20 protein-coding genes are annotated in these 20,145 nt (G+C 53.1%); 13 read left to right on the forward strand and 7 right to left on the reverse strand.

Annotated features, from left to right (window positions below; genetic code table 11):
- The first annotated feature begins 413 nt into the window (after positions 1–413).
- From NDI52_RS15090 to NDI52_RS15100, 3 genes are all read left to right on the forward strand, one after another.
- On the forward strand, positions 414–2,225 hold the full coding sequence (locus tag NDI52_RS15090) for an aspartate kinase (RefSeq protein ID WP_190772331.1): 1,812 nt from the start codon (positions 414–416) through the stop codon (positions 2,223–2,225).
- A 150-nt stretch (positions 2,226–2,375) separates the two neighbouring features.
- Complete coding sequence (locus NDI52_RS15095) at positions 2,376–2,942, forward strand: GNAT family N-acetyltransferase (protein ID WP_190772332.1); 567 nt, start codon at positions 2,376–2,378, stop codon at positions 2,940–2,942.
- Between the two features lie 224 nt (positions 2,943–3,166).
- Positions 3,167–4,048: a tetratricopeptide repeat protein gene (locus NDI52_RS15100; protein WP_190772333.1), complete on the forward strand. Its 882-nt coding sequence runs from the start codon at positions 3,167–3,169 to the stop codon at positions 4,046–4,048.
- A gap of 136 nt (positions 4,049–4,184) precedes the next feature.
- On the opposite strand, the gene NDI52_RS15105 is transcribed toward NDI52_RS15100, so the two are convergent.
- Complete coding sequence (locus tag NDI52_RS15105; RefSeq protein WP_190772354.1) at positions 4,185–5,594, reverse strand: amidase; 1,410 nt, start codon at positions 5,592–5,594, stop codon at positions 4,185–4,187.
- Between the two features lie 258 nt (positions 5,595–5,852).
- Here NDI52_RS15105 and NDI52_RS15110 point away from each other — a divergent pair, with 258 nt between their 5' ends.
- The 6 genes from NDI52_RS15110 (at position 5,853) to NDI52_RS15135 (ending at position 12,961) form a co-directional block, all read left to right on the forward strand.
- On the forward strand, positions 5,853–6,638 hold the full coding sequence (locus NDI52_RS15110) for a peptidylprolyl isomerase (protein WP_190772334.1): 786 nt from the start codon (positions 5,853–5,855) through the stop codon (positions 6,636–6,638).
- Between the two features lie 143 nt (positions 6,639–6,781).
- A complete protein-coding gene (locus tag NDI52_RS15115; RefSeq protein ID WP_190772335.1) occupies positions 6,782–9,307 on the forward strand; it encodes a type I secretion system permease/ATPase in 2,526 nt (841 codons plus the stop codon).
- Positions 9,308–9,488: 181 nt separating this feature from the next.
- The gene (locus tag NDI52_RS15120; protein ID WP_190772336.1) at positions 9,489–10,952 is read left to right on the forward strand and encodes a DICT sensory domain-containing protein; all 1,464 of its coding nucleotides are present in this window, start codon (positions 9,489–9,491) and stop codon (positions 10,950–10,952) included.
- A 61-nt stretch (positions 10,953–11,013) separates the two neighbouring features.
- The gene (locus NDI52_RS15125) at positions 11,014–11,649 is read left to right on the forward strand and encodes a pentapeptide repeat-containing protein (protein ID WP_190772337.1); all 636 of its coding nucleotides are present in this window, start codon (positions 11,014–11,016) and stop codon (positions 11,647–11,649) included.
- An 85-nt stretch (positions 11,650–11,734) separates the two neighbouring features.
- Positions 11,735–12,268 (forward strand): GAF domain-containing protein, encoded by a 534-nt coding sequence (locus NDI52_RS15130; RefSeq protein WP_190772338.1) that lies wholly within the window; start codon positions 11,735–11,737, stop codon positions 12,266–12,268.
- A gap of 522 nt (positions 12,269–12,790) precedes the next feature.
- On the forward strand, positions 12,791–12,961 hold the full coding sequence (locus NDI52_RS15135; protein WP_190772339.1) for a hypothetical protein: 171 nt from the start codon (positions 12,791–12,793) through the stop codon (positions 12,959–12,961).
- Positions 12,962–13,013: 52 nt separating this feature from the next.
- On the opposite strand, the gene NDI52_RS15140 is transcribed toward NDI52_RS15135, so the two are convergent.
- Both NDI52_RS15140 and NDI52_RS15145 read right to left on the reverse strand, forming a co-directional pair.
- Positions 13,014–13,157, reverse strand: coding sequence for a hypothetical protein (locus NDI52_RS15140; protein ID WP_348256462.1), 144 nt, complete (start codon positions 13,155–13,157; stop codon positions 13,014–13,016).
- A 130-nt stretch (positions 13,158–13,287) separates the two neighbouring features.
- Entirely contained in the window at positions 13,288–14,088 is an 801-nt protein-coding gene (locus NDI52_RS15145) for a fumarylacetoacetate hydrolase family protein (protein ID WP_190772340.1), read from the reverse strand.
- 95 nt (positions 14,089–14,183) lie between these two features.
- On the opposite strand from NDI52_RS15145, the gene rpsF reads away from it, so the two are divergent.
- The 3 genes from rpsF (at position 14,184) to NDI52_RS15160 (ending at position 16,236) form a co-directional block, all read left to right on the forward strand.
- On the forward strand, positions 14,184–14,498 hold the full coding sequence (gene rpsF / locus NDI52_RS15150; protein ID WP_190772341.1) for a 30S ribosomal protein S6: 315 nt from the start codon (positions 14,184–14,186) through the stop codon (positions 14,496–14,498).
- A 182-nt stretch (positions 14,499–14,680) separates the two neighbouring features.
- The gene (locus NDI52_RS15155; protein ID WP_190772342.1) at positions 14,681–15,694 is read left to right on the forward strand and encodes an NAD(P)/FAD-dependent oxidoreductase; all 1,014 of its coding nucleotides are present in this window, start codon (positions 14,681–14,683) and stop codon (positions 15,692–15,694) included.
- Between the two features lie 14 nt (positions 15,695–15,708).
- Complete coding sequence (locus NDI52_RS15160; protein WP_190772355.1) at positions 15,709–16,236, forward strand: Npun_F5560 family protein; 528 nt, start codon at positions 15,709–15,711, stop codon at positions 16,234–16,236.
- 70 nt (positions 16,237–16,306) lie between these two features.
- Here the strand turns inward: NDI52_RS15160 and NDI52_RS15165 are convergent, their stop codons facing one another.
- The 3 genes from NDI52_RS15165 to NDI52_RS15175 form a co-directional block, all read right to left on the reverse strand.
- Positions 16,307–16,648, reverse strand: coding sequence for a hypothetical protein (locus NDI52_RS15165; protein ID WP_190772343.1), 342 nt, complete (start codon positions 16,646–16,648; stop codon positions 16,307–16,309).
- Between the two features lie 2 nt (positions 16,649–16,650).
- Positions 16,651–16,908, reverse strand: coding sequence for a molybdopterin converting factor subunit 1 (gene moaD / locus NDI52_RS15170; RefSeq protein ID WP_190772344.1), 258 nt, complete (start codon positions 16,906–16,908; stop codon positions 16,651–16,653).
- A 150-nt stretch (positions 16,909–17,058) separates the two neighbouring features.
- Positions 17,059–18,180, reverse strand: coding sequence for a site-2 protease family protein (locus tag NDI52_RS15175; RefSeq protein ID WP_190772345.1), 1,122 nt, complete (start codon positions 18,178–18,180; stop codon positions 17,059–17,061).
- 222 nt (positions 18,181–18,402) lie between these two features.
- Between NDI52_RS15175 and NDI52_RS15180 the strand changes: the two genes are divergently transcribed.
- Complete coding sequence (locus NDI52_RS15180; RefSeq protein WP_190772346.1) at positions 18,403–19,038, forward strand: HAD hydrolase-like protein; 636 nt, start codon at positions 18,403–18,405, stop codon at positions 19,036–19,038.
- 220 nt (positions 19,039–19,258) lie between these two features.
- Here NDI52_RS15180 and NDI52_RS15185 read toward each other — a convergent pair whose 3' ends face one another.
- The gene (locus tag NDI52_RS15185; RefSeq protein ID WP_190772347.1) at positions 19,259–20,101 is read right to left on the reverse strand and encodes a prohibitin family protein; all 843 of its coding nucleotides are present in this window, start codon (positions 20,099–20,101) and stop codon (positions 19,259–19,261) included.
- Between the last annotated feature and the right edge of the window lie 44 nt (positions 20,102–20,145).

Below are 20,145 nucleotides of genomic sequence, written 5' to 3' on the forward strand. Positions count from 1 at the left end.
CACCCCCTTTTAAACCGGGATAGTGTAGATAAAAGCTCATCCTTTAGAGCGGTTCAGCTTCACCGTCCTATTCAACCTCAGTTTGGATGAACAGCATTCTTGAGGATGACGCCTTACACGGCCCGAAAATGCTCGTTTTTGCGTATGTGAACCGCACGCTAAAGATGGGCGCTTCAGGTTATTGCAATGTCCTGCGCTTCACACCCTATCAGCAATTCTCATTTTGAAATCAGGCCCGAAAACCGCGCGCCAAAGGCGCGCGGTTTTCGGGCATCAAAGCCAAGAGTTCACGCCCTACGGGCGTGAACTCTTGGCTTTGATGCCTATACTGAGAATTGCTGACACCCTATAAATTACCCCCATAAACCCTCCGGGATCTGATAACGTGATCGGAGGCATTTTTATTCAAAGCTATGGCACTGATAGTTCAGAAATACGGGGGTACCTCCGTTGGGTCGGTCGAGCGCATTCAGGCGGTCGCCCAACGGGTGGTTGATACGGCGAAGGCAGGAAACTCCGTTGTGGTGGTCGTTTCGGCCATGGGTAAAACAACAGATGGCCTGGTGAAGCTAGCCCACGATATTTCTAGTAACCCCAGTCGCCGCGAAATGGATATGCTGCTCTCCACCGGGGAGCAGGTGACGATCGCCCTTCTGAGCATGGCCCTTCACGAGTTGGGGCAGCCCGCCGTTTCCCTCACTGGAGCACAGGTGGGAATTGTAACCGAAGCTACCCACACCCGCGCCCGCATTTTGAGCATTGAAACCGATCGCCTGGAACGTCATCTAAATAATGGTGAGGTTGTAGTAGTAGCTGGCTTCCAGGGCATTAGCAGCCTGGAGAACTTTGAGATTACGACTCTAGGGCGCGGTGGTTCCGATACCTCTGCCGTAGCCCTGGCCGCTGCCCTGAAAGCAGACGCCTGCGAGATCTACACGGATGTGCCTGGCATTTTGACGGCGGATCCTCGATTGGTGCCTGACGCCCAATTAATGGATGAAATTACTGCTGACGAAATGCTGGAACTGGCCAGCCTGGGGGCCAAGGTACTCCATCCGCGCTCTGTGGAAATTGCCCGCAACTACGGCGTCATGTTAGTGGTACGTTCCAGTTGGACGGATGACCCCGGCACGCGGGTAGTATCCCCCGCGCCAAAGCCGCGATCGCTCGATGGCCTCGAAATTGCTCAGCCCGTTGATGCAGTCGCCTTTGACACCGATCAGGCCAAGGTCGCCATGCTGCGGGTACCCGATCGCCCCGGCATCGCCGCTCGTCTGTTCCGCGAAATCGCTCAGCAGGATTTGGACGTCGATCTGATTATTCAATCGGTTCACGAAGGCAACCTCAACGATATTGCCTTTACGGTTACCAAGCCTTCGCTGAACCGAGCTGAAGCAGTCGCTCAGGCGATCGCCCCTGCCCTCCGCTACGACCCCGACCCAGCCTCGGGTGAAGCAGAAGTAATGGTTGATCGGGACATGGCGAAGGTGAGTATTTCTGGTGCCGGGATGATCGGCCGTCCGGGGGTAGCCGCACGGATGTTCGAAACCCTGGCAGCCGCCGGGGTGAACATTGAAATGATCTCCACCTCTGAAGTGCAGGTGAGCTGTGCTATTCCTGAGTCGGATTGCGATCGCGCGATCGTTGCCCTCTGCAATGCCTTTGAGCTGACCTCGTCCCCCTCTAACCTGGGCTATGCCCATCACGACCCAAACCAACCTCCTGTACGGGGAGCCGCGCTCGATCGCAACCAGGCTCGTCTGGCTATTCGCCATGTGCCCGACCGCCCCGGCCTCGCCGCTCGCATCTTCGCGCTGCTGGCACAACATAACATCAGCGTTGACATGATCATTCAATCCCAGCGGTGCCGTTGGGTGAATGGCATCGTCACCCGCGATATTGCCTTTACCGTCGCGCGACTGGATGCAGAAATGGCTCGCGAACTACTCGAAGCCGCCGCCAAAGATATGGGCTTTGGGGAAGTGACCGTGGATACGGCGATCGCCAAAGTTAGCATTGTCGGCATCGGCATGGTCGGTCGCCCTGGGGTCGCGGCTCATATGTTTGAGGCGATCGCCCGCGAAAGTATCAACATTCAAATGATTGCCACCTCTGAGATTAAGGTGAGTTGCCTGGTTTCCGAGGAGGATGGGGTGCGGGCATTGCAAACCGTGCATGCTGCATTTGGCCTGGCGGGAAGCGATCGTGTAGAAGTGCCCGCTTAATCGAGAGATGGCGGTTAAACCAGGATTTTGGTTGTGCCAGGTGCAAGCTGTCGCCCTATCAAAAACAAAACCGTATCCGTCCTGAATAATGGAAGAGAGTAAGATGCTTGTTGTGCCTTACTCCCTCTATCCACGGACTCGTTACTCTCTATGTCGTCTGACACCTCTGGCCCGCCTCCCGAATCACCTCTAGAAGTGATGATCCGGGAGATGGCGATCGACGACCTTGCCCCGGTTTATCACCTGGGAGATGCCCTTTTTACCAGCAACCTCTACCCAACCCTCTACCGCACCTGGGATGAATGGGAAGTGGTAGGGCAGTTTAATACCGATCCAGAATATTGCCTGGTAGCCGAGGTAGAGGGGCATCTCGCTGGCTTCATACTGGGCACCATCATCAGCAAGGCCACCTGGGTTTACGGCTATATCATCTGGCTGGGGGTAGACCCTCGGTTTCAGCGTCAGGGCATTGCCGATCGCCTGGTGGATGGCTTAGTCGAACGCATGATCGAGGAAGGGGTACGGTTCATGCTGGTGGACACCGATCCAGCCAATGAGCCTGCCATCAAGTTCTTCCGGCGTAAAGGATTTGGGCATCCGCGCCGCCACGTTTATCTGTCAATGAACTTGAGCAAACACGAATTCTATGGTCGGTTAATCGCCTACGAGCGCAGCAAGGCCGAGCGCGTTCGTCAACGTCGTCCCCGTCGTCCATAATCACAACATCCAAAGAGGGTAAAGATTTTACTCCCACGCTCTTCAACATCAGACCTCCTGCATAAACCGTTTTTTGGGCCATGGATTGTTGCACGACGAAGCCGCGCAACAATTCATACAAGAAGTCTATTGGCTACATTTAGTATTCTTAGCAATCTGTCAGGGCTTGATTACGCTATCCTTGGTAATCAGTTTCTATCGCCCGATGCAATGGAGCACAAGGTATGGTTCGCCCGCTGTGGACGTGGCTGTTGAGTTCGGTCGTGATGATTGCTGGCCTGCCAACTTTGGCTGCACCTCTGCCTATCACTCTGGCCCAGGCTCAACCCGCAACCGCCGAGCAACTGCTCAATCAGGGGATTCGGCAAGTTCAGCAGCAGCAATTAGACACGGCGATCGCCACCTTTCGCCAGGCCACGCAACTTAATCCCAGCCTGGCACCTGCCCACTACAACCTGGGTCTGGCCCTACGCCAGCGGGGAGACCTGCAAGCTTCCGCAGATGCCTTTTACCAGGCCACCCAGGCGGACCCGACCTTTGCGCTGGCCTTCGCTAATCTGGGGGCCGCTTTGCTAGAAGGCAATAACCTGGATCTATCCCGCCAGTATTTACAACGCGCCGCCCAGTTAGACCCCAACATGGGCCTGGCTCGCTATAATCTGGGCCTGGTGTATCGACTTCAGGGCAACCGTGATGCTGCTTTGGGAGAATTTTTAGAAGCCGCTCGCCTCAGCCCTAATGCCCCCGAATCCTTCTATCACATTGGTCTGATTTATCAGGAGCAGGGTCAGACCGAACGGGCTATAAACACATTTCAGCGGGCGGTTCAGCTCAACTCAAACTATGCAGAAGCCCTCTATAGCCTGGGCAGTCTTCAGTTTCAGCAAGGCGACCTGGAAACGGCATTGGGCTTCTTCCGGCGCTCTGCTCAGTCCAACCCCAACTATGCCAACGCTTACTACGGAGCAGGGCTCGTCTTTTTGCAACAGCAGAAGTACAGCGAAGCACAACGGGTTTTCCAATATGCCCGTGACCTCTTTAACGCTCAGGGGAATAGCACCTGGGCAAATAGTGCCAATCAAATGCTGCAACAGGCTCAGCGCTAAACGTGTTTTAGCTGTTACCGCCGTGAACACAAAGCTTATTCAGAGACAGGGCTAAGACCTGCCTCTGAACACGCTATCGCCCTTCTTTGCGTAAACTTAGCCTACGCAATCTGAACGACCTTGAACAATTAGAGGTTTACTCCACGGCGATCGCTGGCCGATATTGATGCCAGGGGTGAGCGGCCTCCAACTGAGCAGCGAGGGATATTAACGTGGCCTCGTCTGCTATGCGCCCCACAAGCTGCACCCCTGTCGGCAGGCCATTGGGAGCAAAGCCTGTAGGAAGGGCGATCGCAGGTGCCCCCATCGCATTGATGGCTGGAGCCGGAGCCACCCATTGAACAATGTGATCAAATATTTTTGCGGGGGGTAATTTAGCCCATTCCCCCACCTTGATGGTGTGATGCAAGTACACCGGCATCACCACCACATCGTAGGGCTCTAGCTGCATGGCCAGTCGCCGCGCCACTGTCTGCACCTGCATCACCGCCCGCAGATACATCCCCCCTGAAATGCGTCGCGCTCGCCTTAACAACCAACGATTTAATTTGCCTAGTACCAACCAGGGCACCCCCATATCCACCCCAGATCGCCAGAGTGTAATCAACGGTTCCACCAGAGCGGTGCAGTCAAAGGCAATGGGTTCGGGAGTATAACCCAGCGCTTCCAGGCGTTGTACGGTCTGCAGAACGGCATCTGAACACACTGCGTCTGCTGCTCCCATGGGGAGAATCTCCGTCAAATATCCCACCCGCAGTTGGCCCAGAGGTTTCTGCGTTGCTTCCAGAAAAGGAATTTCGGGGTCAGGTAACCAATAAGGATCTCCTGGGAGATAACCTGACAACACATCCAGCAGAGCAGCGGCATCCGCTACTGTCCGAGCCATGGGGCCATCCGTGACCAGTCCACTCAGCTTGTCCCCAAGAGGAGCCTGGGAAATCCGTCCCCGTGAGGGCTTAATCCCGACCAATCCACAGCAATAGGCGGGGCCGCGAATCGATCCGGCCCCATCGGTTGCTAGAGCCACAGGACAGAGTCCCGCTGCTACTGACGCCGAAGCACCACCACTCGACCCACCGGGCGTGTAATCCAAATGCCAGGGATTACGGGCTGGAGGAAACCCCCGTGGTTCTGTGTAAGGGGTTGAACCCAGTTCGGCTGTGGCTGTTTTTCCCAAGATAATAAACCCGGCATCTCGCAAGCGATCGATCACCCCGGCATTCACGTCGGCCAGGCGATCGCGCAACACCCCTACCCCATAACTACAGGGCACTCCCGCCATCGGTATCAGATCCTTCACGCTGATGGGGACGCCGAAGAAGGGGGGCAAGTCCTCAGGCCGGGACTGGGTTAACTGTTCAGTTTTGGCCTGGGCTTCTTGACGGGCGCGATCGCCCAACACCGTAAAAAAGCTTCCAATCTTCGGATCCAACCGAGCAATTCGCTCCAGGTAAATCTCTGTCAATTCCAACGGAGAAATCTCCCCCCGCCGAATCAACTGTGCCTGCTCTAGGGCTGGGGTAAACGCCAAATCAACCGGATCCATGCCGTGCCATTTGAACCACAACTCTCCCATCCTACGGTAACCTCAGTTCGGGATTAGCTGAAGTGCCTATTTTGGCGTGCGCTTTGCACACGCCAAAATGATTGTTTTTGGCTGCTGCCCGTGACGCAGCACTCAAAAATGCCCTTCACTCGAGCTCAAGTTACGGCAGACTTTGAACAATAGCTTTTACAAAGATCCAGACGCTCCCCCGTTAACTTTGGGCATAATAAACGTGCTGATATCCTCCACAGCGAATTCATGACTTCCGAAACTTTTCTGACCATTGATGACACCCCTATTACCATTTCCCAGATTTTTCGTTACCTACAAGCAAGCCGTAAATTAGAACCATTTATTGGGGATCTGGTGCGGCAGTTTGTTCTTGAGCGGGAGCTCCAGCGGCAGGATTTGCAGATTAGCCCTGCGGCTGTAGAGCAAGCCGTGATTGATTTTCGCTTACAACAAAAGTTGGTTGAGCCGCAACAATTTCAGAATTGGCTCACGGAAAACAACACCACATTTGAAGCCTTTTATGCTCAGATTGCCAACAATTTTCGGCTGCAAAAACTGAAGGAAATTTCGTCAGAACCGCGATTGCAAGACTATTTTATCGAGCGGAAGATATATCTCGATCGCGTAGTATTGTCGCGGCTGATTGTTGATAATGCAGAACTAGCTGATGAACTGAAAAGCCAATTAGCGGAAGGAGCATCCTTTGAGCAATTGGTGCGGGAGTATTCCGTTACAGACGATCGGGTGATGAATGGCATGTTAGGCCCTGTCAGCCGGGGCAGTATGCCAGATGTTCTGCGAGCGGCCATCGATTTAGCCAAACCCGGTGACGTGATCGGCCCATTAGAATTGGAAGGGCGTTGGGGGCTTTTCCGAATTGAAGACTTTTTACCCGCTTCCCTAGAGAATCCTCAACTACAGCAGACCCTACGGGATGAGCTGTTTGAGCAATGGTTGAACGAGCGGATGCAACAATTACCAATTCGAATTCAAATAGGCGAACCCCAGCCTGAACCTGCACAAATCCCTTAGGGCCTGCTTTAAAAGTTATTTTTCGTGCGCTTCGCACAAAAAACTTCGGCAGTCTTAAACCAAGCCCTGGGGCATTTCTAAGACTATTGTGGACGCCCATCCACGACCCATGCCCTTTTGCCAGTCCCCCCTAGCATCTGTCAATGATTAGCACCGAGTATTCCACTCAAATCCCCTGGGATCAGGCCCCTCTATGCTGGCTCACGCCAGAGCAGCAGCTTCAGGTCAAGCAGCAGGCTACACCCCGACAATTCCGCCTGGGAGATGTGATCTGGTCAACCCAGAGCCCAGGCGAGCAGTTTTTGCTGTTGGATGGCAATGTTCGGCTGGTGCCCGATGAGGGCAAACCCCAACTTCTGAAGTCGGGGGATTGGTTTGGCGACTATCCCCAATTGATGGATAGTTGGAAAGCCCGGGCGGCTAGCAAAAACGTGTTGGTACTGGCCTGGCCCTCAACACTCTGGAAAGACTTGTCTCAGGGAGACGTTCAGCAGTTTTGGGTCGGGGTGCGATCGCGCTACCAACCCAATTTCTCCACGGCACCTCAACCGGTCACGGGCTATCCCTTTGTAGCAGGGGTCAACACTGCCGCTGCCAGCCTCACCATGCTGGCCCAGCACCTGGATGTTCCCACCCAACTGGAATGGGTACAGCGTCAGTTACGCGGCAACAAGCCTAAGCACGTTGCAGACGGTGCCGAAAAGCTAGGAATTCAGCTACGTCGCCTGGTGATTACAGAGTGGAGTGACCTGCGAAACCTCAACTACCCGGTGTTGATGCAATGGAATCAGCAGCATTGGGTAGTGGCCTATGGAATGCGGGGCGATCGCCTTCTCGTCAGCGACCCCCTCAGTTCTAACCGCACCTGCGAAAGCCTACCACGTGATCTGGTAGAACCTGCCTGGGATGGTCAACTCTGGCAGGCCGACCTGGTTCAGAAGCAGGAGAAATTCAACCTCAAGTGGTTCCTGCCTGCGATCTGGAAATACCGCAACTTGCTGACGGAAGTCCTGATTGCATCCACAACCCTGCAATTGCTGGGGTTGGGAACTCCGGTGATTACTCAGGTCATCATCGACAAGGTGATGGTGCAAGAAAGCATCCCCACCCTGGATGTGATGGGGGTTGCGCTCCTCTTCATCGCCACCTTTGAGGCGGTGTTGGGGATGCTGCGGATGTTTATCTTCACCCACACCACCAATCGGCTGGACATGGCGCTGTCAGCGCAGCTATTCCGGCATTTGCTGCGGCTACCCCTGTCCTATTTTGAGGCGCGGCGAGTTGGGGATACCGTAGCACGGGTGCAGGAGTTGGAGCAGATCCGCCAATTCCTGACCAGCACGGCCCTTACTGTCATTCTGGATAGCATTTTCTCCGTGGTGTACCTGGGGATGATGGCCTACTACAACCTGCTCCTCACGGGCGTAGCCCTGGCAGTGTTGCCACTATTCGCCATCCTCACCCTGGTCAGTACACCCGTTTTGCGCAACTGGTTGAACGAAACCTTTAACCGTAGTGCAGATAGTCAGGCCTTCCTGGTAGAAACCATGACTGGGATTCACTCCGTGAAGGCTCATGCAGCAGAGAAACCGGCGCGCGATCGCTGGGAAGGGCTCTATGCCCGATTCGTTCGCACCGGCTTCCGTGCAACCACTACCGCTAACATCAGCAACCATCTGGGAGATTTTCTCACCAGCTTCTCCGCTCTCCTGATTCTCTGGGTCGGTGCCCGTCTGGTCATTAAACAAGAGCTAACGATTGGGCAACTGGTGGCATTTCAAATGCTTTCGGGTCGAGTTACAGGGCCATTGTTGCGTCTCGTTCAGCTCTGGCAAACCTTGCAAGAAGTGCTGCTGGCGGTCGATCGCATTGGCGACATCCTCAATACGGCCCCTGAGACAGAACCAGGCACCGGGTTAGTGTTGCCAAAACTTCAGGGTCAAGTCGGCTTTGATCAGGTGTTCTTCCGTTACCACAGCGAGCAGGAGCCCATTTTGCGGGGGGTTTCCTTTGATGTGCAGCCCGGTATGTTTGTGGGCATTGTTGGACGCAGTGGCTCCGGCAAAAGCACGCTATCCAAGCTAATTCAACGGCTTTATTTACCGGAGAGTGGACGCATTTTAGTGGATGGTTTCGATATCAAGAGTGCCGACCTTTCCTCATTGCGGCCTCAAATTGCCGTGGTGCTACAGGAAGATTTTTTGTTCAACGGTACCATTCTCGAAAACATCACCTTAGGAAATCCGGATGCGCGTGCTGAGGATGTTGTGGAAGCTGCCCGGTTAGCCGTCGCCCATGACTTCATTTGCGACCTGCCCCATGGCTACGAAACAAACGTGGGAGAACGGGGAACCGCTCTTTCGGGCGGACAGCGCCAGCGCATTACCCTGGCCCGCATGTTCCTGTCGGATGCCCCCTTGATCATTCTCGACGAATCCACCAGCAACCTGGATGCAGAGACGGAGCAGCAAGTACTGGCAAACCTGCAACAGGTATCTCAGAACCGAACCGTGTTTCTGATTGCCCACCGCTTCGCTCCCTTAAAGCGCGCTGATCTCATCCTTGTAATGGAAGATGGCATCGTTGTAGAACGAGGCACCCATGATTCTTTACTGAACAATAAAGGGCTTTACTGGTCGCTCTACCAGCGCCAACAATCATCGGTGTAGGTTTATCCAGTATCCATAAAAGAGGGGGGAGGTGTTCCACACCTCCCCCCTCTTTTATGGGTGTTGCTGAATGGATACTGGCTATATCTAAAAAACTTTGGCGAACCCTGGCTTGATTCTTCCTCCTCTGTAAAGATAGATGGTATTAATAGAACTCATATAAACTCCTTAACGGTGCCGAATGTTACCGGGATCCATTCTCCACAAACTTAAGGAAAGCTTCGCCATCGGGGACACCGGGCGATCGCTCAGCCTAGGCGTGTATTTCAAAAACACCCTGGTGGCCCTATGTCACGCTCTAGAAGATGCTGTATTAGAGCAGGAGGACGCCCCCCTGCTGATTACGGCTTTCCAGCGCGGCAAGTGGTACCTGCAAGAAGCGGAGCGCTATCAAGACATTGCTCAGCGATCGCGCCACGTCACCATCATGGCGTCCCCCGATGCCGGGTTCCAGGATCACCCCACGGGCCAGCTTCCCAACGTGTCGCTAGTCGGTCTGGACGATGGCGACCCCGTCACTCAGGAATGGCACTTAATCATCGTTGGACCCGAGTACACAGCCATGGTGCTGTGTCAGGAACTATCGGATGAAGATTACGGTGCTGCGGGCATGCCTCAACATGACCTGGAGCGCAAGTTTTACGGACTGTGGACGTTTGATCCATCCCTTGTCCATGCAGCGGCCAATATTGCGATCGCCCATATCAGTCGCTACAACACCGAACTCGCCGATCGCCTGCGGGCACACCTGGCCAACATTGAGGCCAGCGACCATTCGGATGGGCTGCCCAACTCCAATCATATTGGGGATATTGTGACGCGGGTTGTGCACTATATGCAGACCAGCCAGGAAGGGCTGTTCCAGCACGATTCCATGGGGTTTGACGCCTATCCTTTCCGGTTAGACAAAAACCTTATTTCCAATGAGCTTCAGGCTTTTCTGCGGATTGCTCAACTGATTGACCAGACAGACCTGAAGAACCCGATGGCGGCTGCCGAGGTTGCAACTCTGGCCGAAACTCTCGGGCAACTCCTCGACCTTCCCGCCTGGCAATTGAATCGCCTGCGCCTGGCAGGGCTACTCCATCGGATTGCGTCTCTGTCCTCTACGGAATTACCTTTACCTTCTGCCCCTTCTGATGCAGGCCAGTCAGAGGCTGAGGTGAAGCCCTTGTGCTGTCCGCTCATCCCTGGTACGCAGATGCTACGCCGCATGAACCGAATGAAGGCGATCGCCACCATCCTGAATCACATGGGTGAAGCCTGGGATGGTTCTGGTTTCCCAGCCAGGCTATCAGGAGATGAAATTCCTTTAGAGTCGCGAATTTTAGGATTGGTGTCTTGCTTCCAACAACGCCTGTCACAAATGGGAGCAATCCGTAGAGACGGAGAGCATGTTGGTGCCCTACCCAATGCTACCCCTGAAGCCTACGCGGCTGTCCTCGCCGCCTGCGAAGCCGAAACCAATCACCGTTGGGATCCCAAACTGATGGAAGCCCTGACCCTGCTCGTCAGTGCTCTTCAGCAGGGTTTGAGCCTTTCGGTATCCATGCCCCAAGTGGCCTCTGGACTCTGGCTCCTTGACTCTCACTCGGATGAAGACTTGCTCGCGCCCCCATCTCCGATGCCAGCCAACCCGCTTTAAGCAATTGGTACGCATTGCCTACAAACCATTCAATCGTTTTTAACAGACATCTCTAAAACCTATGGATCTCGTCGCCCTTCGTACCGGAAAACTGAAGCAACTGGCCGGAGCCAATTTGGAAGACGAGGATTTAGTCGAAGCTGACCTCAAAAACGTCAATCTGGCAGGGGCCAACTTATGTGGGGCTGATCTGCGCCAGGCCCAGCTCAATGGGGCTTGCCTGGACGGAACCAACTTGAGTGGTTGTCGCATGGTTGGAGCCGACCTGCGTGCCACTTTCCAGGGAGCGCGGCTCGTTCAATCTGATCTGTCTGAAACGGATCTGCGGGGGGCTAACCTCCGAGGAGCTAATTTGATGCAGGTCAATTTAGTACAGGCTGGCATGGCAGGGGCCTTCTTAAGTGGAGCGAACCTCAGCGGTGCCAACCTTCAAGGGGCAGATTTGCGTGGTGCTGACTTGCGAGGGGCAATTCTGAACAGTGCCAACTTGGAGGGAGCCAACCTGGCCCAGGCAGACCTGCAAGGGGCGCAGCTCATCAACACTAACCTGGAGGAAGCCAATCTACGTCAGGCCAATCTGTCGGGGGCCAATTTAAGCCAAGCAAATCTGCTTTGTGCAGCCCTGGCTGATGCTTTAGTCGAGGGCACAAATCTATCTGGAGCCTGTCTGGTGGGAACAGACTTTAAGGTATCCTGACACCGTTGATCGTGTATGCATCCTGGTACGCATCAACTCATCAACCCACTGCTTCCATACGAAGCAGGCCAACGATTGACGCAAGATGTCCATTTCCCCTGAATACCCACCTAACCCAGAACTGGTAGAACCCTACCATCGCAGTCTCAAGAGGGTGCTCGATCGCCTAAGCAGCAGCCTATCGCGCGACGCCCTCGTTCAACAGATGACGCACTCCCTACAAAACTCCTTTCAGGTTGACCGGGTTGTGCTGTATTACTTCTACCGTCACTGGGAAGGCCGGGTTACCTTTGAAGCCTTAAGTTCTGAAGAATACTCAATTATTGGCTGTACCGGACCAGACCAATGCTTTAACGGAGAGTATGCAGCGCTGTATCTGGGTGGCCGCGTACGGGCGATCGCTGACATCGAAACCGAGCCCATTCAAGACTGCCACCGCGGCTATCTGCGGAGCATGCGAGTACGCGCCAATCTGGTAGCGCCCATTGTGACCAATCAAGGGTTATGGGGGCTATTACTGGCCCATCACTGCCAATCCGTCCGGCCCTGGTCAGAAGCCGATAAGGAGCTAATCCGGAAAGCGGCAGGGGCGATCGCAACGGCCCCTTCGATTCAATAACAGAAGAGGTAAGGGAACGTATACACTCGCTTAGGATCACGAACAAAATAACCTGTAATTCTTGTGAGAGGGGCGGCAAAGCCGCCCCTCTCACAAGAATTACAGGTTAATAAATACGCGATCCTTACCTCTTCTGTTATTGAAAAACACTGCCCTGACGTTTTGGCACCCAGCGCTGCTTTTTACAGCCGTTCGGGCTTAACCACAGTTCGGGTTAAGCGCGTTGTCGAGTGCCACGCGTCACGCAGCACTCGACAACGCCCATTCCTACGAGCGCAGCGTACACAAGAATACGTACTGCCGCTTATCCCAGATCGAAATTAATCAAAAGGAACCTTTCGCAGTCTGCTCAAAGAAGCAAGTACAGCCATAGGGAGCATTGCCATACCCCTTTAGAAAGACTCTTGCAGCGATCCCTTGGGTAAAACCCGGCAAAAAAATATGCCTGGGTAAATATTCAAAATTGGAGGCAGAAACGATTTGATTAGGATACTCAGGTACAGATAAGGAGACTCAATAACAATGACTACCCTTGAGAGGGTTTTAGAGATTGCAGCCAGCGCTGGCTATCAGTTGCTGGGAGGCGCAGATAATGGGAGTGGCTATGCATTAGGTCGGTTGCATGGAAAGCATCCTGTCGGCGTCTTCAAGACTTTAGAGGAAGTACTAGATTTTCTGATCACCCAAGGTTAGGTAGTACGTCGAACTCCTAACCGCTAAAATTGGCGATTCGCAATCCGTAAGGTCATCGGTGTAGGGCGATCGCTTCTAACGATTCAAGACGGCCATAGCGACCGGCTTGAACAGCAGGAGAAAAAGCGAAATATATTGTGTCTTTATAGCGCTGGGCGCATTGACTAGATGCAGTGGGGTGTGGCAAGTGTGCCACACCCCATCGTTGTTATAAGCAAGGGAAATCCGTCACCTCACGTCTTTCTCTCTAAAACCAAACCCCAGAACCCTTATTTTTCGTAACACGACGAAAAATAAGGGTTCTGGGGTTTGGTACAAGCTCTGAGTTACCCAATCTTCGTTTTTTCTTGGGCTACCCTCGATTCAACAGGATTTTCCAGACAGCCAATGCCTTCGATTTCAACTCGGACGCGATCGCCCACGTTCAATGCCCCGATTCCTTGCGGCGTCCCGGTCAGCACCACATCCCCGGGTAGCAGCGTCATCACCTGGCTGATGTAAGACACCAGCACTTCGGGAGAAAAGGTCATCTCACTGATAGGAGCCGATTGGACGGGGTTAGGGTCATCGTTAATAAAGGTCTGAAGCATCGCCGCCGAGCTAATCTCCCGCACAACCCAGGGACCAAGAGGGCAAAAGGTATCAAAACCCTTCGCGCGCGTCCATTGCCCATCTTTCTTCTGAAGATCTCGGGCGGTGACATCGTTAGCAATGGTGTAGCCCCAGATTTTTGACTGGGCTTCTTCGGGAGAGATGTCGGTGCAGCGATCGCCAATCACTAAAGCCAACTCCCCTTCATAATCAACCCGTTGCGATTGCGGCGGATAAAGGATCGGCGCATCGGGCGGCAGAATCGTAGTGGTTGGCTTGAGGAATAGCAACGGCTCGGCCGGAGCTTCTGTACCCATCTCGGCTGCATGCTTAATGTAGTTTTTACCTACGGCCACAATCTTGGAGGGCGCGCACGGGGACAAAATTTGGTAGTCCTCGGGGTTCAATTCCAGATCTGTCGCTTGCCCTTTAAGCCAGGGGGGAGCATCCAGGAGTTGAACCTTTCGATCCAATAAGAGTAAGCCATAGCGCAGTTGTCCCGATGGGGTTTGCACCCGCACATAGCGTTGTGCCATAGAAATTATCTCGGTTTAATAATCAAGAAAATGATAGTATTAAAGATCCTTGCTTCTGTAACGCAGAAGCCATTTGTCCACAAGGAGACCACTGGATGAATTACGAAACCATGTATATCCTCCGTCCTGATATGGGGGATGAGCAAGTTGAGCAAGCAATCACAAAATACCAGAACTTCCTGAAAGAGCAAGGCGCAACCGACATTGAAGTTACCCATCGGGGTCGCCGTCGCTTGGCTTACGAAATCAAGCGTCACCGGGAAGGAATCTACATCCAGATGAACTATGCGGCAGCTGGATCTGCGGTTTCCTCCATGGAGCGGGCCATGCGTTTGAGTGAAGAAGTGATTCGCTATCTCACTATTAAACCGGAAACTGAAGCAGCTGAACCTGCTGCAGCTCAGGCTTAATAGTTTGTCGAGAAGGTTGTGATGGGTCGGATGCACGTTCGACCATCCAACCTTCAAAGCCATTGCCATGGATTACAAATCCTGAAGTCCTGTAAAAAAAGATCACTCGAGTGACGGATCTTTCACTAAGCTGTTAGCCACAATAGAGCTAGCAGCTTTTTTGTTCGCAACTGGATCTTTCCATGAAACTGTCCAAGAAAAACCTCACCGAACGCCAGCATTTTCTCTATGACGTGATTATTGTTGGTGGGGGTGCAGGAGGGCTTTCAGCCGCGCTTTACCTCCAACGCTACAACTTAAATTGCCTGGTGATTGAAAAAGGGCGTGGGCGCTCCTTCTGGATGCAAGATCTGCGGAACTATCTGGGATTGCCTCCCGATACTCCTGGGCGCGATTTGTTGCAGCACGGTCAAGACCGCATTGTGGAGCTGGGAGCTGACCATTTGCGGGGCTTTGTGGAGCAGGTGAGCGATGAGGGTGAAACTTTTGCAGTGAAGGTAAAAGTTGGCAAAACGGATAGCCTTTACCCCGTCTTTCGCTCTAAGTACTTAATTGCCGCCAGTGGGTTGATTGACCATCTGCCCCACTTAGCAGACATGCAGAACGTCTACGACTATGCGGGCTATACCCTGCACGTTTGCATGATTTGCGATGGCTATGAGATGAACGACCTGAAGGCGGGCCTCTTTGTTAATTCCGAAGGAAATATCAACACGGCCTTCGTGATGAACTGGTTTACCCCCTATATTTCGGTGTTTACCCATGGTCTTTGTGAAGTTAGCGAAGAAATGCGCCACAAACTCAAAGAGCATGGTTATCCTTTGTATGAACAACCGATCAAACGGTTCCTGGGGCAGAACCATCAACTATCCGGTGTGGAGCTAGTCGATGGTACTCTAGTGGAACTCGAAACTGGCCTGGTGGCTATGGGCTCCCAGCACCATAGTCATTACCTGAGTGAGATTGATCTGGAGCGTCAAGGCGGTAATTTGGTCACCGATTCCATGTGCCGCACCTCTCACCCCCGGATCTTTGCCCTCGGCGACCTAAAGCAAGGGCTCAATCAGGTGTCTATTGCCGTGGCAGATGGTACATTGGCAGCAACCGCTATTTGGCGAGAAATTCGTCGAGCGAGCCCGCCCCGGCGCTGGGAAGAAAACATCGTTGAACCCATTGGAATTGGAGTCGTATCGTGACCGTGTCAACCCCTATGACCTTTGCTGAGCTTCAGGCTGAAGTGGCCCGCCTGCGGGACGAATTACACGTTCGCGATCAGTTGGTACAACAACTGTCGCAGGAACTCTTTCGATTGGTAAAAGGAAAAGCTGTAGCGCCCACGACGGCGCAAGCTTCGGCAGAATCGGCGGAAGAAGTGCGGATTCTGCGTGAACAGTTACAGGGTGTAGAGCAGCAGGTCGGCTTCTATCAGGAGCAAATTGCGTCTCGCGATTCTGAAATTCATCAACTGCGCCAGACCGTCCGGGAATTGGGCGATCGCTCCCGCATGCTGGAGCAAGTCGTTCAAGAAATGCCCAACGTCTACCGCCAAAAGTTTGCAGAGCGTATTGCTCCCATTAAGGAGAAAGTCGCTCTGATTCAGCAAGAAAACCGTCGCCTCCACGCCGAGTTGCAGAGCGTTAGCTATCGCCTCGCCGTTCGCAACCGTCGCGTTACCCACATTGACCTGCCTAGCTTCCCTCGTGGTATGGGCAATGCGGCTCTACCCTCTCTGGGGTAAGCTCCTGGCTAATCCTTGGTTTAGGCAGAACTTAGCGGATGGTCGATCCGCAAGTTATGCCATGGCGCTGCTAGGGCTCTAAGAAGCCTGGCAAAATTTCGTAGGGTTCATCATCGTCCTCTGACTCGTAGGTTGGGGGACGTTTTGTTACGGAAAAGTCCGGATCGGTGGAGCTGGGTATGGTGGGCAAGACACGGCTCGACCCAACATCCAGAAAATCCGATAGAATCTCGTCGGGTTCGCTCTCCAGGTCTTCGTAACTTAACCCAGCAGACATGGAGGGGGGCAGGGAGGAGAAGCGGTTGAGGTAGAAAGCGATCGCCTTCTCCATCACGTCCTCAAGGGAAAGACCTGTGTTTTGAGCGATCGCCTGCAATGGCCCTAGCAAATGCACTGGAATTTCGTAGTTCACACTTAGCCTCCACTCACGGGGGGAATCAATACCACTTCATCACCATCCTGCAACGACGTGTCAGGGTCAACAAAGTCGAGGTTGACGCCAAAGCGGGTCACGTCACGGAGGGCTTCCAGTTCGGGGTGCTCCTGGAGCAGGCGATCGCGTACAGCCGCAGCAGTCGTTCCCACGGGGAAGTCCAGGGATAGCTCCGGAACTCCATAGGCTTCCTGGTAGGCAGCAAAAAGTTTAACCGTAATTTGGACGATATCGCTCACAGGTTTATTGAGTTATTGTTCCAAGGCGAAATGAATATGACAGACGGTAGAGCACAGAGGTCGAAGGTTAAAGCACAGCCGAGATAATCTCCTAAACCCGCTCCTATCCACCCATACAACTGCTAGTACTTAGTGAAACAAGGATTCTAACTAGGACTGGGCTTCTGCCACAGATTCTTGCTGTAACCGCTGAATCACTGAACTTTTTTCCAGCAGCCCCAACAGGGTTCCATCTTCTTGCACAACACCCAGCGTTGAATTAGCTTCTTCCAGGTGATTGATTACCTCAAGCAGAGGGGTTGCTGCCGCAATAGTCGCGACCGAGGGCGGTTGTAACAGGTTTTGTACCGTAATGTCCCACCAATCATTCGTGGGAACTTTGTTCATCGCTTCGACGGTAATCTCACCCGTCAACTTGCCCTCGTCGTCCGTAACCAGATACTTTTTCCACTGCACTGGATTCCCAATAATGTGGTTGTTTGCCAGTTCACGGAGAGACTCCGAAGCTTTCACCAGCGGGCTATTCGGGACAACAGCATCCGCTGCGGTCAGGTTACTCATCAGTTTTTGCACATTCGCGGCTTGAGCCGACTGCCCGGCATTTTGCAGCAGAAACCAGCCCACCAGCAACGTCCACACGCTACCAATATTGCTCAGGCCCAGCACCGAAGCCAGCCCCAGAGATACACCAATCCAACCAAAGACCTGGCCGACCCGGCTGGCAAAGGCCAATCCACGATAGGGCTTGCCCGTGATCTTCCAGACCAGTGCTTTGAGGACGTTGCCCCCATCCAACGGCAGGCCAGGAATCAGATTGAAGATACCGAGGGCCAGGTTGACAGAAGCGAGCAGAGCCAGCATTGCGGCCAGAGGCCCACTAATGGGGCTGAAGTAGCCGATCGCATTCAAAATCCCAAATAGGCTGAAACTGACGAGGGGGCCGGCGATCGCCACCCGAAAGGACTCGCCTGGAGTCTTCGCTTCATCCCCTAAACTCGCCAGCCCGCCAAAGATAAATAAGGTAATGGATTTCACCTCTGTACCCTGACGGAGCGCAATCAGACTATGCCCCAGCTCATGAGCCAGCACTGAGGCAAACAACAGCAGCGCTGTCACCAGGCCCAGGGCCCAGGCCCACATCTCCAACTGCGGAAACTGGTAGACCAGCCATTGGGCATCGCTCCAGGTCACCAGCCCCAGCACCAGGAACCAGGAGGGATTAATGTAGATAGGAATGTTAAATAGCGTACCAACCCGTAAACTTTCAAACATAATGCTGCGCCTCAAGCCATATTTATATTAAGGGTGATATTAAGGGTGTTGTGAAAAGAACTGGCAATGTTGATTCTTCATGGGCAAAGACCAGAAAAAATCAACTTTTCAAATATACTCTCAGGAAACCGCTGTTCTGTTCGTACCTTTTCATCGTAGCGAATGGTCCCGTTGTCCCATGGGTTGAAATCCGTAATACTGCCATCTGCATGTGCTGCGTCTGTGAACACTATTATTTTTGATTTTGATGGAACGATTGCGGATTCGTTTGAGACGATTCTGGCCGTTAGCCATCGGCTAGCTCAGGAGTTTGGCCTAAAACCCATTACCTCAGAAGATGTTAAAGAATTTCAAAATCTTAGCCCTCGGGAAATCATCCGTCGAGCTAATATCCCCATTTACAAACTGCCCTACTTCTTGCGCCGCTTGCAGGTAGAGATGAATCACGACATCTCACAGATCAAGCCGTTTCCCGGTATCCGAGAAGCATTGTTGCAACTCCACGCCACTGGCTACGCCTTGGGGATTGTGACGTCGAATAGCCATGACAATGTCAGCTTTTTTATAAAACAGCATCACCTAATAGAGCTGTTTCAGTTTGTGCGTACAGGGGTGACGTTGTTTGGTAAAGCGCGGGTGATTAATCAATTACTGAAAGAATACCCTGTTCCCCGAGAATCCATTATTTATGTCGGAGATGAGACGCGGGATGTGGAGGCTGCCCGCAAAACTCAGATTAAGGTTATTGCAGTGGGTTGGGGATTTAATTCTGGACAGGCACTGGCAGAGGTTCAACCCGATCTACTCGTGCAGAAACCGGAGGAGTTGGTGAGGGCGATCGCCCAACTCGCAGGCTAAACTCACCAGCAGGCATGACGTCTTGCAACTTTCTAAAAGCAAAACCTAGTGGTCTGTCAATGTCCAAATGTGGAGTAACCCTACACTTGAACATGAAATTTGAGGAGTTTTTGAGGGGCCGTAGACCCCTCAAAAACTCCTTGACAAAGTACTAGAACCATTGTTTTATCGCAGAGCGGCAAAAAATAAGTGTTGGGGCTGGGCGATCGCCCCACCAACTTTACTCCTGGTTGTCCAACCCACTCAAATTAAACAAAAACGGAACAGTACCGCCTTTATCGCCCATAATTAGCACCTTAGGCATTTGAGAGCCGCCTTCACGCCAAGCTTCAATCGCTTCCTTCTGTAAGACTAATTGGCCTCCAGCCGCCTTCAACGTTTCGGCCAGTAACCGCTGAGCTTCTGCCTTACCTTGTGCCCGGTTGATCTCGGCTTGAGCTTCTTGCTGAGCTTGTTGGGCGATGTAAACGGCGCGTTGGGCCCGTTGTTCAGCAATTTGCTTTTCCTCAACAGCATGGGCAAACTCGTCGGAGAATTGCAGATCGATGACGCTGGTGTCGAGGACGATGATGCCGTACTTTTGGAGGCGATCGCCCAATGCTGAGTCAAAATCCTGCTTCAGTTCCTCCCGCAACGTGATGGATTCTTCAGCGGTGCGTTTGGCCGCAGCAATCTTAAAAGCTTCCTGGGTTTGGGGAGCGATTACCTTTGAAACGATGTTTTGCAGGCTGCCCTGTTTACGCCGAATGTCTACCACTCGTTCGGGATCGAGGCGGAAGTTAATAGCAAATTGGGCGGAGAGATATTGCAAGTCTTTGGTCGAGCTTTGGCCGGGCACTTCAAACTTCTGTACCGTCACGTCGTAAACGTCGATACGGGAAATGAGGGGTGGCTTGAGGTGCAGGCCCTCCAGTAAGGGGCCATCTTGAGCCTTACCGAGGATACTGAGAACGCCTGCTTCACCCGGGTTGATGATAATGAAGGAATTGAGGCCCAATACCAGTAATATCAGAGCCAGAATGCCGAGCAGGGAACCGGAAACACTACGAAAGAAAGAATTCATTACAGCGGTGCGGTGACGAGATCTTACACAGCCTCATTTTATAT

The sequence above is a fragment of the Leptolyngbya sp. PL-A3 genome, from assembly GCF_039962325.1.
Classification (GTDB): Bacteria; Cyanobacteriota; Cyanobacteriia; order Elainellales; family Elainellaceae; genus Vacuolonema.

Coding starts and splice junctions, on each gene's coding strand:
- NDI52_RS15185 (WP_190772347.1), bottom strand. CDS start 20,101: ATGAATTCTTTCTTTCGTAGTGTTTCCGGTTCCCTGCTCGGCATTCTG.
- NDI52_RS15090 (WP_190772331.1), top strand. CDS start 414: ATGGCACTGATAGTTCAGAAATACGGGGGTACCTCCGTTGGGTCGGTC.
- NDI52_RS15175 (WP_190772345.1), bottom strand. CDS start 18,180: ATGTTTGAAAGTTTACGGGTTGGTACGCTATTTAACATTCCTATCTAC.
- NDI52_RS15105 (WP_190772354.1), bottom strand. CDS start 5,594: ATGGATCCGGTTGATTTGGCGTTTACCCCAGCCCTAGAGCAGGCACAG.
- NDI52_RS15145 (WP_190772340.1), bottom strand. CDS start 14,088: ATGGCACAACGCTATGTGCGGGTGCAAACCCCATCGGGACAACTGCGC.
- NDI52_RS15135 (WP_190772339.1), top strand. CDS start 12,791: ATGACTACCCTTGAGAGGGTTTTAGAGATTGCAGCCAGCGCTGGCTAT.
- NDI52_RS15155 (WP_190772342.1), top strand. CDS start 14,681: ATGAAACTGTCCAAGAAAAACCTCACCGAACGCCAGCATTTTCTCTAT.
- NDI52_RS15100 (WP_190772333.1), top strand. CDS start 3,167: ATGGTTCGCCCGCTGTGGACGTGGCTGTTGAGTTCGGTCGTGATGATT.
- NDI52_RS15095 (WP_190772332.1), top strand. CDS start 2,376: ATGTCGTCTGACACCTCTGGCCCGCCTCCCGAATCACCTCTAGAAGTG.
- NDI52_RS15110 (WP_190772334.1), top strand. CDS start 5,853: ATGACTTCCGAAACTTTTCTGACCATTGATGACACCCCTATTACCATT.
- NDI52_RS15125 (WP_190772337.1), top strand. CDS start 11,014: ATGGATCTCGTCGCCCTTCGTACCGGAAAACTGAAGCAACTGGCCGGA.
- rpsF (WP_190772341.1), top strand. CDS start 14,184: ATGAATTACGAAACCATGTATATCCTCCGTCCTGATATGGGGGATGAG.
- NDI52_RS15160 (WP_190772355.1), top strand. CDS start 15,709: ATGACCTTTGCTGAGCTTCAGGCTGAAGTGGCCCGCCTGCGGGACGAA.
- NDI52_RS15130 (WP_190772338.1), top strand. CDS start 11,735: ATGTCCATTTCCCCTGAATACCCACCTAACCCAGAACTGGTAGAACCC.
- NDI52_RS15115 (WP_190772335.1), top strand. CDS start 6,782: ATGATTAGCACCGAGTATTCCACTCAAATCCCCTGGGATCAGGCCCCT.
- NDI52_RS15120 (WP_190772336.1), top strand. CDS start 9,489: ATGTTACCGGGATCCATTCTCCACAAACTTAAGGAAAGCTTCGCCATC.